15 protein-coding genes are annotated in these 13,901 nt (G+C 59.9%); 6 read left to right on the top strand and 9 right to left on the bottom strand.

Annotated features, from left to right (window positions below):
* Positions 1 to 3 precede the first annotated feature (3 nt).
* Together CO655_RS26660 and CO655_RS26655 are read right to left on the bottom strand one after the other, a co-directional pair.
* The gene (locus CO655_RS26660; protein WP_176539308.1) at positions 4 to 825 is read right to left on the bottom strand and encodes a sugar phosphate isomerase/epimerase; all 822 of its coding nucleotides are present in this window, start codon (positions 823 to 825) and stop codon (positions 4 to 6) included.
* Entirely contained in the window at positions 825 to 1,562 is a 738-nt protein-coding gene (locus CO655_RS26655) for a GntR family transcriptional regulator (protein WP_097667396.1), read from the bottom strand. Before CO655_RS26655 ends, CO655_RS26660 begins: the two co-directional genes overlap by 1 nt.
* A 249-nt stretch (positions 1,563 to 1,811) precedes the next feature.
* On the opposite strand from CO655_RS26655, the gene CO655_RS26650 reads away from it, so the two are divergent.
* Genes CO655_RS26650 through CO655_RS26635 form a run of 4 tightly spaced genes read left to right on the top strand, consistent with a single transcriptional unit; the run spans position 1,812 to position 4,964 of the window.
* Positions 1,812 to 2,705 (top strand): intradiol ring-cleavage dioxygenase, encoded by an 894-nt coding sequence (locus CO655_RS26650; RefSeq protein WP_097607093.1) that lies wholly within the window; start codon positions 1,812 to 1,814, stop codon positions 2,703 to 2,705.
* A gap of 21 nt (positions 2,706 to 2,726) precedes the next feature.
* Positions 2,727 to 3,509 carry a 2-oxo-hept-4-ene-1,7-dioate hydratase gene (gene hpaH, locus CO655_RS26645; protein ID WP_097607092.1) on the top strand — a complete coding sequence of 261 codons (783 nt, stop codon included), beginning with the start codon at positions 2,727 to 2,729 and terminating at the stop codon, positions 3,507 to 3,509.
* 7 nt (positions 3,510 to 3,516) lie between these two features.
* Positions 3,517 to 4,281, top strand: a complete 765-nt coding sequence (gene hpaI, locus CO655_RS26640; RefSeq protein WP_097667395.1) for a 4-hydroxy-2-oxoheptanedioate aldolase — start codon at positions 3,517 to 3,519, stop codon at positions 4,279 to 4,281.
* An 11-nt stretch (positions 4,282 to 4,292) separates the two neighbouring features.
* Positions 4,293 to 4,964 carry a transporter substrate-binding domain-containing protein gene (locus tag CO655_RS26635; RefSeq protein WP_010032718.1) on the top strand — a complete coding sequence of 224 codons (672 nt, stop codon included), beginning with the start codon at positions 4,293 to 4,295 and terminating at the stop codon, positions 4,962 to 4,964.
* Between the two features lie 69 nt (positions 4,965 to 5,033).
* Here CO655_RS26635 and clpA read toward each other — a convergent pair whose 3' ends face one another.
* The 6 genes from clpA to CO655_RS26605 all read right to left on the bottom strand — a co-directional run bounded on the left by clpA (position 5,034) and on the right by CO655_RS26605 (position 10,900).
* The gene (clpA, locus tag CO655_RS26630; RefSeq protein WP_097607090.1) at positions 5,034 to 7,523 is read right to left on the bottom strand and encodes an ATP-dependent Clp protease ATP-binding subunit ClpA; all 2,490 of its coding nucleotides are present in this window, start codon (positions 7,521 to 7,523) and stop codon (positions 5,034 to 5,036) included.
* 10 nt (positions 7,524 to 7,533) lie between these two features.
* Positions 7,534 to 7,887, bottom strand: coding sequence for an ATP-dependent Clp protease adapter ClpS (gene clpS, locus CO655_RS26625; RefSeq protein WP_008526939.1), 354 nt, complete (start codon positions 7,885 to 7,887; stop codon positions 7,534 to 7,536).
* A 277-nt stretch (positions 7,888 to 8,164) separates the two neighbouring features.
* Positions 8,165 to 8,536, bottom strand: coding sequence for a phasin family protein (locus tag CO655_RS26620; RefSeq protein ID WP_097607089.1), 372 nt, complete (start codon positions 8,534 to 8,536; stop codon positions 8,165 to 8,167).
* A gap of 272 nt (positions 8,537 to 8,808) precedes the next feature.
* Complete coding sequence (locus CO655_RS26615) at positions 8,809 to 9,012, bottom strand: DUF3126 family protein (RefSeq protein ID WP_038688627.1); 204 nt, start codon at positions 9,010 to 9,012, stop codon at positions 8,809 to 8,811.
* 140 nt (positions 9,013 to 9,152) lie between these two features.
* A complete protein-coding gene (cysE, locus tag CO655_RS26610) occupies positions 9,153 to 9,986 on the bottom strand; it encodes a serine O-acetyltransferase (protein ID WP_004675925.1) in 834 nt (277 codons plus the stop codon).
* A 128-nt stretch (positions 9,987 to 10,114) separates the two neighbouring features.
* Positions 10,115 to 10,900, bottom strand: a complete 786-nt coding sequence (locus CO655_RS26605) for an alpha/beta fold hydrolase (protein ID WP_097607088.1) — start codon at positions 10,898 to 10,900, stop codon at positions 10,115 to 10,117.
* 158 nt (positions 10,901 to 11,058) lie between these two features.
* Here CO655_RS26605 and CO655_RS26600 point away from each other — a divergent pair, with 158 nt between their 5' ends.
* Together CO655_RS26600 and CO655_RS26595 are read left to right on the top strand one after the other, a co-directional pair.
* The gene (locus CO655_RS26600; protein ID WP_008526950.1) at positions 11,059 to 11,304 is read left to right on the top strand and encodes a zinc-finger domain-containing protein; all 246 of its coding nucleotides are present in this window, start codon (positions 11,059 to 11,061) and stop codon (positions 11,302 to 11,304) included.
* 28 nt (positions 11,305 to 11,332) lie between these two features.
* Positions 11,333 to 12,481, top strand: a complete 1,149-nt coding sequence (locus tag CO655_RS26595) for an FAD-dependent monooxygenase (RefSeq protein ID WP_010030119.1) — start codon at positions 11,333 to 11,335, stop codon at positions 12,479 to 12,481.
* Between the two features lie 36 nt (positions 12,482 to 12,517).
* Here the strand turns inward: CO655_RS26595 and CO655_RS26590 are convergent, their stop codons facing one another.
* Positions 12,518 to 13,708 (bottom strand): cystathionine beta-lyase, encoded by a 1,191-nt coding sequence (locus tag CO655_RS26590; protein WP_010030120.1) that lies wholly within the window; start codon positions 13,706 to 13,708, stop codon positions 12,518 to 12,520.
* Positions 13,709 to 13,901: the final 193 nt, after the last annotated feature.

Genomic DNA, 13,901 nt, shown 5'->3' with positions numbered 1-13,901 from the left:
GGACTATCGATCCGGTCTGACCGTTCTTTCCGCGCAGTTGAAAAGATGTTTGAGGTGAACCTCCGGCGCCACGGATCCGACCAGAGGCACCTCCACCGAGATGGAAGCGGCGGTGCCGACCACGGCAACCAAATCGCCCAAAGGCAGCTCCCCCTCGCCTGGAGGCAGTCGGCCGCTTCTTGCTTCCGCGATCATTTCCTCCGGCTTTGTCGGCGCCGGACCGGCTACGTCGCATAGTTGAACATGTTTCACTTTGTCGAGGTTGGCCCGCAAGTCTGCCAGAGCCGCGCCGTTCCTGAAGAAATGAATGCCATCGACGAGAACGCCGGCATTATCCATCCCCGCCCCTCTCACGAGGTCGATGCTGTCTTCAAAGGCTTTGACCACCCGCCAGCCCATGTTTTCGATGTCTACCGCCAAGCCGTACCGTCCCGCGAGGACGCAGAAATCCGAAAAGTTCGATAACAGTCTGGCATGATCCGGATCGTCACCACAGACGCTGAGCCGACGCGCTCCAATGTTCGCAGCAGCGGCGAGGGTCGCCTCCACCGACGACGCGTCGAAAGAGGGATCGATGACGAAGAACTCGATATCGAAGACCTCTACTTCTTCACCGGCAAGCACAGCCTTCAACTCGCTGGCTGCTGCGCTACCGACAGGCAGTTCATAGTACGGCGCGCCGGGAAAGGCTGGATGGAGCCTGAGGCCGACCCTGGAGAAACCTGCGCGTCCGGCAATCTTTGCGAACTCCGTAGGGGGCAGCATTATAGACGAGAAGTGCGCGACGCCGATCGGGAGCGCCGCTTTTGGTCTTGAGGCGGCCATCATACGACGCCTTTCGTCGCAAGATGGTTGCGAAGATTGGTTCCGGTGCGATGGATGTGCTGTCGCAGCTTCTCGCAAGCATATTCAACGTCGCGTGCTACGGCGCCCTGCGCAATCTCGCTGTGTTCCTGACCTACATTGCGGTCCCCGGATGTGCGGACAAGGAAGGCGCGGCGGTATCGATCGTTCAGATTCAGCAGAAGATTGCAGAAGTGAAGAAGCAGGGACTTGCCACAGCCCGAGATCAAGGTGAGGTGGAATTCGCGGTGCAGCGCCTCCCAGTGTTCCAGGGTTTCGGGACGGGCGGCATCGCGCTCAGTGCGGTTCAGACGATGGAGCGCACGCATGATGTTGCCCTCCCACTCGACGTCGCCGACGCGAATGGATTCGCGCAGCGCGAAGACCTCGAGCTCCTCCCGAAGGGTCGTAACTTCTTCGAGATTGGCAAGCGAGATCGGGGCGACGCGATAGCCTCGATTGTCCTGAAACTCAACCAAGCCGTCGGAAATGAGTCGGGCCAGGCCTTCGCGCAAGGGGCTCAGGCTGACGTTGAACGTCTTTCGCGCCCTGTCGAGATTGATCTTGCTGCCCGCCTCCAGTTCCCCGGAAATGATGGCCTCTCGAAGACGCGAAGCGAGCTGGCTGCCGATGGTGTTTTTTCCATCGTCGGCAAAAGCAGCGGACGGCGCGTCTTCTTCTGTCAGTGCGCCACGGGCGCCGTCGTCGCTCGAGTCCATCTCTCCTCCCAGACAATCAAAACTTTCGATGATCGATATAATAAACGATTATTAATGTCAACTTGACCCTGGGAAAAGCAGATTTTGCCCCACAAATCCGCTCACCGAAGACAATATTTCTGTTATATACCAGTACTTTAACTCGTCTTTATCAGTTAAACAGGGCAAACATAGCGGTTGAGCAGCAGCTACTCAGCTTGACAAATAATCGATTATTTTGATACTGGAGCGACATGAGGAGGTGGCAGCATGCCAATCAGAACCGAGAGCGAGTTGACGCCTGCCGTCCTCGCCGTGATGAACCACACCGCGGATCCCAGGCTGCGTGAAATACTCGTCGCAATGGTGAAGCACCTCCACGCGTTCGTACGGGAGGTCAGGCTTTCGGAAGCTGAATTCCGCGAGGCTACAGCGCTCCTCAACGAAATTGGCCAATTGCAGACTGATAGTCACAACGAGTTCGTGCTGATGGCAGGATCGCTCGGCGTCTCTTCGCTCGTCTGCCTGCTCAATAACGGTGACAAAGGGCAGACGGAGACGTCGCAATCGTTGCTCGGACCATTCTGGCGGCTTAACTCTCCGCGAGTGGAGAACGGTGGAACCATCATCCGGTCCGAGACTCCAGGCACGCCTTTGTTCGTCCATGCGAAGGTGATCGATCGGGACGGCAAGCCTGTAGCAGGCGCCGAGGTCGACGTGTGGCATGCGTCGCCTGTCGGTCTTTACGAAAACCAGGATCCCGATCAGGCAGAAATGAATCTCCGTGGGAAGCTCACCACGAACGAAGAAGGCCGCTTCTGGTTCAGAACGGTCAAGATGGTTGGTTATCCGATCCCGGTGGACGGGGTCGTGGGTCGCCTTCTCAAGGCGCAAGGCCGTCACCCCTATCGCCCCGCCCATCTGCACGCACTCATCTTTAAGCGCGGGTACAAGACACTCATCTCCCAGGTCTTCGACCCGAGCGATCCAAATATCGACTCCGACGTGCAGTTTGGCGTGACCGCGGCGTTGACGGGCAACTTCGTCCGGCATGAAGAACCGCACCCGTCCGACGCGGACGTCGCAGGACCGTGGTTCTCGCTCGACTACACCTATGTCATGGAGCCGGGTGAGGCAGCCCTGCCGCGCCCTCCGATCAAATAACGAAACCAGCAGAGCCAAATCATGATCACGGAAAAGGAACGCCAGGAGGCAGCCGACGCGCTGCTGAGGGCCGAAGTCGAACGCAAGCCAATCATCCAGCCAAGCAAGACATATCCGGACCTGGAACTCGAAGACGCCTACAAGATACAAGCGCTCTGGGCGCAGGCGCGGATTGCTAAAGGTGCACGGATCGTCGGCCACAAGATCGGACTGACGTCGCGGGCAATGCAGATGGCCTCGAAGATGACGGAGCCCGATTACGGCGTCATTCTCGACGACGCTCTCTTCAATGATGGAGCGCAGATCAAAGCGGATCTGTTCATCAAGCCTCGTCTCGAAGTCGAACTCGCATTCGTAATGGGTGAGGATCTTGAAGGTCCAAGCACCCGTATCTATGACGTGATGAGGGCGACCGAATTTGTCGTTCCCGCTCTCGAAATCATCGACTATCGAACCGAAGTGCCAAGAGCGATCACCGACACGATCGCCGACAACGCGGCTTTCGGAGCGATCGTCGTGGGTGGTCGTATCGTCCGGCCGATGGATATCGATATCCGCTGGGTCGGCGCAACGCTTTCGAAAAATGGAACCATCGAGGAGTCGGGCGTTTCCGCAGCCATCATGGGGCATCCAGCCGCCGGAATCGCATGGCTCGTGAACAAGCTCCATGCTGTCGGAGGCGGCTTGAAGAAGGGCCAGATCGTTCTTGCCGGTTCGTTCACCCGCCCCGTGGATATCGCCAAGGGCGATGTCATCCAGGCTGATTACGGGCCGGTCGGCTCCATCGGCGTTTCGTTTGTGTGAGGTTGCGATGGAACTCCCCGTCAATCACTTTAAACGGAAGCTTATGGCTGGGCAAAGCCAGATCGGTCTATGGTGCGGCCTTCCGGGAAGCTACGCAGCGGAAATCGTGGCGCCGGCGGGCTTCGACTGGTTGCTGTTCGACACCGAGCACTCTCCCAGCGACGTCCTCACCGTCCTGCCCCAATTGCAGGCGGTCGCGCCCTACAGCGTTTCTCCCGTCGTACGCCCTGCCTTCAACGACCCTGTGCTGATCAAGCGGTTCCTGGACATCGGCGTGCAGACGCTGCTCGTTCCGTATGTGCAGAATGAAGAGGAGGCGATGGCCGCCGTAGCAGCCATACGGTATCCGCCGCGCGGGATTCGCGGTGTCTCCGCCTTGACGCGTGCCACACGCTTCGGGCGCGTTTCGAACTACGCACAGATCGCGGAGCAGGAGATATGCTTGCTTGTTCAAATTGAGACCCGGGAAGCGCTCGATCATCTCGAGTCCATCGCTGCTGTCGAAGGAGTGGACGGCATCTTCATCGGCCCGGCTGATCTCGCGGCGAGCTTTGGCCATCCTGGTCAACCGGGCCACCCTGAAGTGGTTGTGGCGATCGAGGACGCGATAAGCCGCTTGAAGGCGCTTGGAAAGCCGACGGGCATACTCACCCCCGACGAGAAGTTTGCAGCCCGCTGCATTTCGCTGGGGACGCTGTTTACCGCAGTCGGTGTAGATGTCGCCCTACTCGCAAGAGGATCCGAAGCGCTCGCGGCCAGGTTCGCATCTTAGGGAGTTCGAAGATGTCGACGCGGAAGCAGATTTTGGCTGAGATAGCGCCGACCGGCGCTATCAGGGCCGCCATCAATATGTCAAATGCGGCGTTGGTCCGATGGGACGATGAGGCGGGCGCCCTGGTCGGTCCAAGCGCCCAGATAGCCCACAAGATTGCCGAACAATTGGATTGCGGCCTCTCTCTAATCCAGTACGGCTCGGCTGCCGACATACTTGCCAATGCCGACGGCGACGAATGGGACATCGCTTTCATTGCCTCGGATCCATCAAGAGCCGACCGCTTCTCCTTCTCACCTCCATACATCTCCGTCAAAGCGACCTATCTCGTGCCTGACAGTTCGTCCTTCCGGCGTGTCCAAGATATTGACGTCGAAGGAGTCCAGATCGCCTCTGCAAGGAGTGCAGCCTATACGAAGCAGCTCGAACGAATCCTTCAAAGAGCTTCAGTCTCCCACACCGATAGCCCTGCAACGGCCATCAATCTGCTTGTCGAATCGCAGTGCGCTGCGGCTGCTGGACTGACCGAATATCTCATCCAAACTTCGGAAAGAATTTCAGGCTTCCGGCTCGTGGAAGGAACATTCTCCGAAATCCCCCAGACGATCGCCGTGCATAAAAGATCCGTTCATGCCTCAGCCTTTTTTGCAGATTTCGTGCGCGATTTTACATTGCGCCCTTAGCTAACAAACAAAGCGGAAAATCAAAAAGGCCGCGGATGACGCGGCCTTTTCCAATTCAGTGGCAAGATCTCACTTCTTGCGCGGAACCTTCGGAACCGTGCTTCCCTTCTTCGGGGCGTCGCGAACTTCAGGCTCGGCCTGCGGGACCGTCTTGGCACGGGTCTTGGGGGCCGCCTTCGTCTTCAGCTCGCCATCGCCCTCGCCGTCGGCCTCGGGATGCACGACCTCGGCTTCAGGCTTCGGCTTGATCGGCGCCGTATCCGGTATGGCTTCCAGCACGATGCCGGGCTTACCGTCTTCCTTCGGACCGACGGTGACGTTGACGACGCCGCCCTTCTTCAGCTTGCCGAAGAGGATTTCGTTGGCAAGCGGCTTCTTGATGGTGTCCTGGATCACGCGGGCAAGCGGGCGGGCGCCCATCTTCTCGTCGTAACCCTTTTCCGCCAGCCAGGCGATCGCGTCCTCATGCAGGTCGAATGTCACGTTCCGTTCGGAAAGCTGAGCCTCCAGCTGCATGATGAACTTCTGCACGACCTTGTGAATGACAGCCGTCGGCAGCGCGGCGAAGGGAATGATCGCGTCGAGACGGTTGCGGAACTCCGGCGTGAACAGACGGGTCAGCGCCTCCTCGTCCTCGCCGGTGCGCTTGGACGAGCCGAAGCCGATCGCGGCCTTGGCCATTTCGGACGCGCCCGCATTCGTCGTCATGATCAGGATGACGTTGCGGAAGTCGATCTTCTTGCCGTTATGGTCGGTCAGCGTGCCATGGTCCATGACCTGCAGCAGGATGTTGTAGATGTCGGGATGCGCCTTTTCGATTTCGTCGAGCAGGACCACGCAATGCGGATGCTGGTCGACGCCATCTGTGAGAAGACCGCCTTGATCGAAACCGACATAGCCGGGAGGTGCACCGAGCAGACGCGAGACCGTATGCCGCTCCATATATTCCGACATGTCGAAGCGCAGAAGCTCGACGCCGAGCGATGACGCCAGCTGCTTTGCGACCTCGGTCTTGCCGACGCCGGTCGGACCGGAGAAAACATAGGAGCCGATCGGCTTGTTCGGCTCGCGCAGGCCGGCACGCGCCAGCTTAATCGAGGTCGAAAGGGCTTCGATGGCGATATCCTGGCCGTAGACGACCGAGCGCAGTTCCTGCTCGAGATTGGCGAGCACCGCTTCATCGTCCTTGGAGACGGTCTTCGGCGGAATGCGCGCCATCGTGGCGATCGTTGCCTCGATCTCCTTTTCGGTGATCAGCTTGCGGCGCTTCGACGGCGGCAGCAGCATCTGGGCCGCACCGGTTTCGTCGATCACGTCGATCGCCTTGTCCGGCAGCTTACGGTCGGAGATGTAGCGGGCCGAGAGTTCGACGGCCGATTTGATCGCGTCGTTCGAATAACGCAGGTGATGATACTCTTCGAAATAGGGCTTCAGGCCCTTCATGATCTCGATTGCATCGTTGATCGACGGCTCGCTGACGTCGATCTTCTGGAAACGACGTACCAGCGCCCGGTCCTTCTCGAAGAACTGACGATATTCCTTGTAGGTGGTCGAACCGATGCAGCGGATCGCGCCGGATGACAGCGCCGGCTTCAAAAGATTCGACGCATCCATCGCCCCGCCCGAGGTGGCGCCGGCGCCGATCACCGTATGGATCTCGTCGATGAACAGCACCGCACCCGGATATTCTTCCAGCTCCTTGACGACCTGCTTCAGGCGCTCCTCGAAATCGCCGCGGTAGCGCGTGCCGGCGAGCAGCGTGCCCATGTCGAGCGAGAAGATCGTCGCATCGGCGAGCGCCTCGGGAACCTTGCCTTCGACGATCCGCTTGGCAAGGCCTTCGGCGATCGCCGTCTTGCCGACGCCGGGATCACCGACATAGAGCGGATTGTTCTTCGAACGGCGGCACAGGATCTGGATGGTACGGCTCACCTCGGCGTGACGGCCGATCAGCGGATCGATCTTGCCGCCTTTGGCCTTCTCGTTGAGATTGACGCAATAGGCCTTGAGCGCATCCTGCTGCTTCTTGGGGCCGCCCTCTTCCTCGCCGCCGCGTGCCGTCGGCTTGCTCTCGGCTTCCTCTTCGGCGCCGCGCGGAGGGCGGGCCTCAGAGGCGCCCGGCCGCTTGCCAATGCCATGCGAGATGTAGTTGACGGCATCGTAGCGGGTCATCTCCTGCTCCTGCAGGAAATAGGCGGCATGGCTTTCGCGCTCGGCGAAAATCGCGACAAGCACGTTGGCGCCGGTCACCTCTTCGCGCCCGGAAGACTGCACATGGATGACAGCGCGCTGGATGACGCGCTGGAAGCCGGAGGTCGGCTTCGAATCCTCGTCATATCCGGTGATCAGATTGGAAAGTTCGTTATCGACATATTCGACGAGCGTCTTGCGCAGCGCGTCGAGATCGACGTTGCAGGCACCCATGACCGCGGCCGCATCGGCATCGTCGATCAGGGCGAGCAGCAGATGCTCGAGCGTCGCATATTCGTGATGCCGCTCGTTGGCAAAGGTCAGTGCCTGATGGAGCGCCTTCTCTAAACTAGGCGAAAATGTTGGCACGTTCAGATCCTCACTTCTTTTCCATGACGCATTGCAGCGGATGCTGGTGCTGCCGGGCGAAGTCCATCACCTGGCTGACCTTCGTTTCCGCTACCTCGTATGTGAATATTCCGCATTCGCCGACGCCGTGATTGTGGACATGGAGCATGATGCGGGTGGCACTTTCACGATCCTTCTGAAAAAAACGCTCCAGAATGTGAATGACGAATTCCATAGGCGTGTAGTCGTCATTCAGAAGCAGCACGCGATAGAGGTTGGGCTTCTTGGTCTTCGGCTTCGTGCGTGTGATGACCGAGGTTCCGCGATTTCCGTTGTCCCCGTTCCTTTCGCTGTCGTTCTGCATCCGGATCGGCTTTGCGATCATTGTCATTCATTCCTCGATCAATCCGGCGGAGCATGGGAGGGTGCTTTTCCCGCCGAATATCTGAAACACTAACTTAGTTCATAATAGGCCGATTTTAAGCCCCCTGTCAGACACTGCAATCAAGAAATGCCGGCATGCACGGGAAAGACTAAAAAAGTCCCCGGGCCGATCCAAGCGGACGCTGTGGCGAAAGTGGAAACAAAAAAAGACCGGCTACAGATGCGTAGCCGGCCCCGGTATTTCAATATGTCGCGCAGGTTGCGCCGTGGCAATCAACTCATGCAGCGGCAGGCGTTGCCGGCGGCGCCTGCCTGCCCGTCTTGGCGACGGCAGCGGCGATCGGAGCCTCGTAAGGCTTGTAGGCGGACTTGGCGAGATCGGCGTACATTTCGCCGAGCTTGGTGGCTTCGGAAACGAAGTTCTCATAGCTGGACTTGACGTAGCTGGTCTGCAGTTCGAACACGGCCTCGAAGCTCTTGGCGCCGGCCAGCGTTTCGAAATGCGTCACCGCATCCTGAAAGGACTTCTTCGAATATTCAGCAGCTTCGGCGGCGATTGCCTGAAAGCCCCTCGCCGTATCGGAATAGGTTTTCAGCGCCGTATCGACGGCTTCCTTGCTCTTCTTGTTTGCATCGTCAAAGTTGAACATGACCGTCCTCCGTTGGGCTGTGGGATGGCGACAGGGTAGCTGCGATGCACAAATAGTCAAGTAGTCTTGTGCAGCGCAAAACAACCCAGAGGTTGCATGACAACAATAAAACAAAGGCCGCGGGCCGGGGCACGTACGTCTTTAACTGATTTTGCTAATATATATCAGATGGCCACAACCGGAGATTTTAAAAAAAATTTGCTTGAGAAGCAAAAAAACAAAAAAACCGGGCGGATCGCGCCGCCCGGTCCTCTTGAAACTTTCGAGCGCGATCAAAGATCGACGTCGAGGATCGCCATCGAAAAGTTGTAGGAGCGGTCGCCGTCCTCGTCATCGATATAGACGACGCCCAGAAATTCTTCGCCGAGATAGACTTCCGCAGAATCATTCTTGCGCGGACGCGCCTTGACGATCATCTGCGGGTTGAACATGCGCTTGAAATAGGCGTCGAGCTTCTTGATTTCTTCAGGCTTCACTCTGTCATCTCCGTAAGCGGTCTTGATTGGCCGCTTCTTGCACAGGAAAAGCAGCGGTGTAAAGGCGGGCTGCCGCTTGGGCAGTGGCTGTCCCCCGCTCGGTTCCTGCCGGCTTTTCCTATCCTTTTTCCAACAGGCGCTCAGATATCGGCGCCGATCACCTGGTCCATGTTGCGCGACGGTTCGGAACAACCGGCCTCGCCGACGACCTTGGCCGGCACGCCGGCGACCGTCTTCTTCGGCGGCACCGCCTTGAGCACGACGGAACCGGCGGCGACGCGCGAGCAGAAGCCGATTTCGATGTTGCCGAGGATCTTCGCGCCGGCGCCGATCATGACGCCGCTGCCGATCTTCGGATGGCGGTCGGCACCCTCCTTGCCGGTGCCGCCGAGCGTGACACCATGCAGGATCGAGACATTGTCGCCGACAACAGCCGTTTCGCCGATCACGAGGCCGGTGGCATGATCGAGGAAGATGCCCTTGCCGATACGGGCGGCCGGATTGATATCGGTCTGGAAGACGCTGGAGGAGCGGCTTTGCAGATAGAGGGCGAAGTCACGCCTGCCGCGGTTCAGCAGCCAATGGGCCAGACGATGCGTCTGCAGCGCATGGAAACCCTTGAAATAGAGCACCGCCTCCATGAAGCGCAGGCAAGCGGGATCGCGGTCATAGACCGCCTGGATATCGACGCGCAGGATCGAGCTCCATTCCGGCCAATCGGCGAGCATTTCCTCGAAGGTCTGGCGCAGGAGGATCGCCTGCATGTCGGGGTGATCGAGGCGTTCGCAGATGCGGTGAATGACGCATTCTTCGAGCGAACGGTGGTTGATCACCGTCGAATAGAGAAAGGCGGCGAGAACCGGATCCGTTTCGGCGGCAGTGCGGGCTTCCTCGCGCAGGCTGTCCCAGATGGGATCCATCACCTTCAATGGATGGCCTGTTTCAAAAGCACGAATGTCTGTCTTGGCGACCATCGCCGCTCTCCTCGTTACCAACAGGAATGCCGTTTTCGCAATGCCAGTATATAGTGGAAAACGCCCATAACATAAATGGGTGCCGTCACCATGGTTTTTTAGAACGGCTTTTCGGCATCACGATGATGTCAGCCCTCGCCGACCCTTGCATAGAAGGCCAGCACCGCCTGCTTGAAAACCTTATCGCCGACGGCGAGCATATGATCGCGGCCGGGAATATCGAGCGCCTCGGCCTCGGGCATCAGTGCCGCCAGCTGCTGCGGCGAGCCGGCGATATCGTCCCTGGTGCCGACGCCGATCAGCGCCGGCATGTCGAGTTTGGCCATATCCGAGCGGGCGACGAGATCGCGCGAGCCGCGAATGCAGGCGGCGAGCGCAGTGCGATCGCTCTTCGTCTGTTCGGCGAAGGCGCGGAACATGCGGCCGCGGCCATGCGTCACGACGTCCAGCGACGGGGCCAGCAGCGCATCGGCAATCGGATCCCAGTCGCCGACGCCGTCGGTCATGCCGATGCCGAGGCCGCCGAGCACCAGCGAGCGGACGCGATGCGGATTGGCGAGTGCGGCAAAGACGGAAATGCGCGCGCCCATCGAATACCCCATGAGGTTGGCTTCGGCGATGCCGAGATGGTCGAGCAAGGCGATCGCATCGGCGGCCATTACCCATGGACGATAGGCTTCGGCATCATGCGGCTTGTCGCTCGCGCCATGGCCGCGATTGTCGATGGCGATCACCCGGTAGCCGGCATCGCCGAGCGTCTTCAGCCAGGCCGGATGCACCCAGTTGACGTTTGCCGTCGAGGCAAAGCCGTGAATCAACAGGACGGGTACACCGGAGGGATCGCCTTCGTCGAAAAAGACGAGCCGCAATCCGTCATGGGTGAAGCTTGAAAAAACTGGCGTGTTCAGGTTCATCGGGTCTTCCTTTTTGGCGCGACCATAATCGAGCCGCCTGCCAGCGTGAAGCCAAAAACCGTGGCTGAAAACTGTGCTTGCCGCGGCGCTTTGGCTCTACACATTTGCGGCGAAGGCTTATAAGGTTCGCGCAAATTTCAAAGCATTCGGAGAGCGACATGGCCGGCCACAACATTCCTCACTTCCAGAACGACGGCGGTCATCGCGTCATCGAAGTCGGCGTCAAGGAATTCATGTGCACGGGCGCTTCGGCTCCCTTCGATCACCCGCACATCTTCATCGACATGGGCGACGATAACGAGAAGGTCTGCTCCTACTGCTCGACGCTCTACCGCTTCAATTCTTCCCTCAAGCCCAGCCAGACCAATCCGGCCGGCTGCGTTTTCCATGTGAAGGCGGCGTAACCCGACCAGAATCCGGATCGGACAGGCAATGCCGGTCGAACATGCCGCCATCATCGGCGCCGGAATTGCGGGGCTGACCGCTGCGCTGTCGCTTTCGCGCCGGGGCATCAGCTCGGAGATTTTCGAGCAGGCGGACGAACTCACCGAAGTCGGCGCCGGATTGCAGCTTTCGCCGAATGCCTCGCGCATTCTTGCCGACCTCGGCATCCTCGACGGGCTTTCCAAGATCTGGCTCGAACCGGAGAGCATCCGACTGATTTCGGGCAGTTCTCTGCGCCAGCTTGCGGCAGTGCCGGCAGGCAAATTCGCGCGGCAGCGCTGGGGCGCGCCTTATGGCGTCCTGCACCGCACCACGTTGCAGAAAGCCCTGCTCGCCGCCGTCGAAGCCGATCCGCTCTGCCGGCTTCGTCTCGGCATGCGCATGGAAGCGGGTCCGCCGCCTTCCGAACGGCCGGTCGATGTCGTCATCGGCGCCGACGGCGTCTGGTCGAAGCTGCGGCAATCCATTGCGGGCAGCCCCTCGCCACGTTTTTCCGGCAATATCGCCTACCGCTTCACCATCGCCGAGGATGAAGCCCCCGGCTTCCTCGAGCGGACAAGCGTTTCCGCTTTCCTCGGCGGGTCGGCGCATCTGGTCAGCTATCCGCTGAAGGAGACCGGCAGCTTCAACATGGTGGCAATCACCGCCGGCAACATTGCGCCGCAGGCCTGGCAAAGCGAGCCGACGGCAGAGCAGCGCGCACAGCTGCGATCGCGTCTTGCCGGCTGGAACGCGGCCATCGTCTCGCTGCTCGAAAGGCAGCGGAAGCTGACCTTCTGGCCGCTGTTCGAAACCACATCAGGCGCGTGGCAGGACGGCAGGGCGGTTCTGATCGGCGACGCCGCTCACGCGATGATGCCCTTTGCCGCCCAGGGAGCGGCGATGGCAATCGAAGATGCCTACGAACTTGCCGCGTTTCTTTCGGATCGTCCCGTCGCCGAAGCGCTGGCGCATTTCGAAAGGCATCGCGCGCCGCGCATCGCCAAGCTTCGCCAGCGCGGCGCCTTCAACCGGTTTGCCTATCATGCGAGAGGGCCGATCCGGATCGGCCGCGACCTCGTGCTCGGGCTGAAGCCGCCGCAAAGCCTGGCGGCGGATCTCGACTGGATCTACGGCTATCGCGCTATGCGCCCATAGAGTGCCGCAAGCGACGGCGGCGCTCCACGCCTGCCCTCAGACGGCGCTTGCCGCCGCAAACCCGCGCTCGATATCGGCCTTGAGGTCGGCCGCATCTTCGATGCCGATCTGCAGGCGGATGACCGCGCCGTCGGTCGGCGCCTTGGCGACCCTGCGGTCGTTGAGATAGGCGTGCAAAGCGAGGCTTTCGAAGCCGCCCCAGGAATAGCCGAGGCCGAAGATCCGCAGCGCATCGAGGAAGGCATGCGCCTTTGCCCTGGACTGCTCGGGACCATCGGCGGCAAGCACGAAGGAAAAGATGCCGCTCGCCCCCTTGAAATCGCGCTTCCAGAGATGATGAGAGGGGAAGCTCGGCAGCGCCGGATGCAGCACCCGCGCGACATCCTCCCTGCCCTCCAGCCATTCGGCGATAGCAAGCGCGCTTTCATAATGACGCTCGAGGCGCAGCCCCATGGTGCGCAATCCGCGCAGGATCTGGTAGGCATCATCGGGTGCGCCGCAGATGCCGAGCACCCCGTTCGCCTCCTTCAGACGCTCCCAATGCTCGGCATTGGCCGACACCGTCCCGAGCAGAATGTCGGAATGGCCGGACGGATATTTCGTCGCCGCGTGGATGGAGATGTCGACGCCATGATCGAGCGGCCGGAAATAAAGCGGCGTCGCCCAGGTATTGTCCATCATGACGACGGCGCCGTGGCGGTGGGCGACCGCCGAGATCGCCGGAATATCCTGCATCTCGAAGGTGTTGGAGCCCGGAGCCTCGGTGTGCACGATCTTCGTGTTCGGCCGGAACAGCGCCTCTATGCCGGCGCCGATCGATGGGTCGTAATATTCCACCTCGACGCCGAGCCGCTTCAGCATCGTGTCGCAGAAATGGCGGGTCGGACCGTAAACCGAATCGACGACAAGAGCATGGTCGCCGGCGGCGACGAAACCCAGGAACGGAATGGTGACGGCCGCAAGCCCCGAGGGAACGAGGATGGTGCCGGCCGAACCTTCGAGCGCGTCGATCGCCTCGCAGAGCGCATCCGTCGTCGGCGTGCCGCGGGTCCCGTAGGTGTATTTCTGCGAACGCGTCTCCATCGTCCGGGCATTCGGAAACAGCACTGTCGAGGCATGCACGACCGGCGGATTGACGAAACCGTGATAGTCGAAGGGATCGTTGCCGATATGGCTCAGGCGGGTGTTGATGCCGGCATTCTGCAGCAAGCTGACTTTGTCTTTCATGTCGGGAATAGCCTTTGGCAAGGGACGCGAAAACGAGACTTTTGGACGCCCCGCCGCCTCCGGTCAACCCCTGGGACCTTGCGGCGGATCGCATCGAAAAGTATGATTTTCGCGTTATTTTTCCGCAATCGGACGCCCATTTCCTGACCAGCCGCCCATGAATGCGGCGCAATTGACCAAATTTCTGAATTTT

Origin of the sequence: Rhizobium sp. M1 (genome assembly GCF_002531805.1) — a bacterium.
Taxonomy (GTDB): domain Bacteria; phylum Pseudomonadota; class Alphaproteobacteria; order Rhizobiales; family Rhizobiaceae; genus Rhizobium; species Rhizobium etli_C.
The sequence above is the reverse complement of the archived record's forward strand: the minus strand, read 5'-3'. Positions and strand labels throughout refer to the sequence as shown.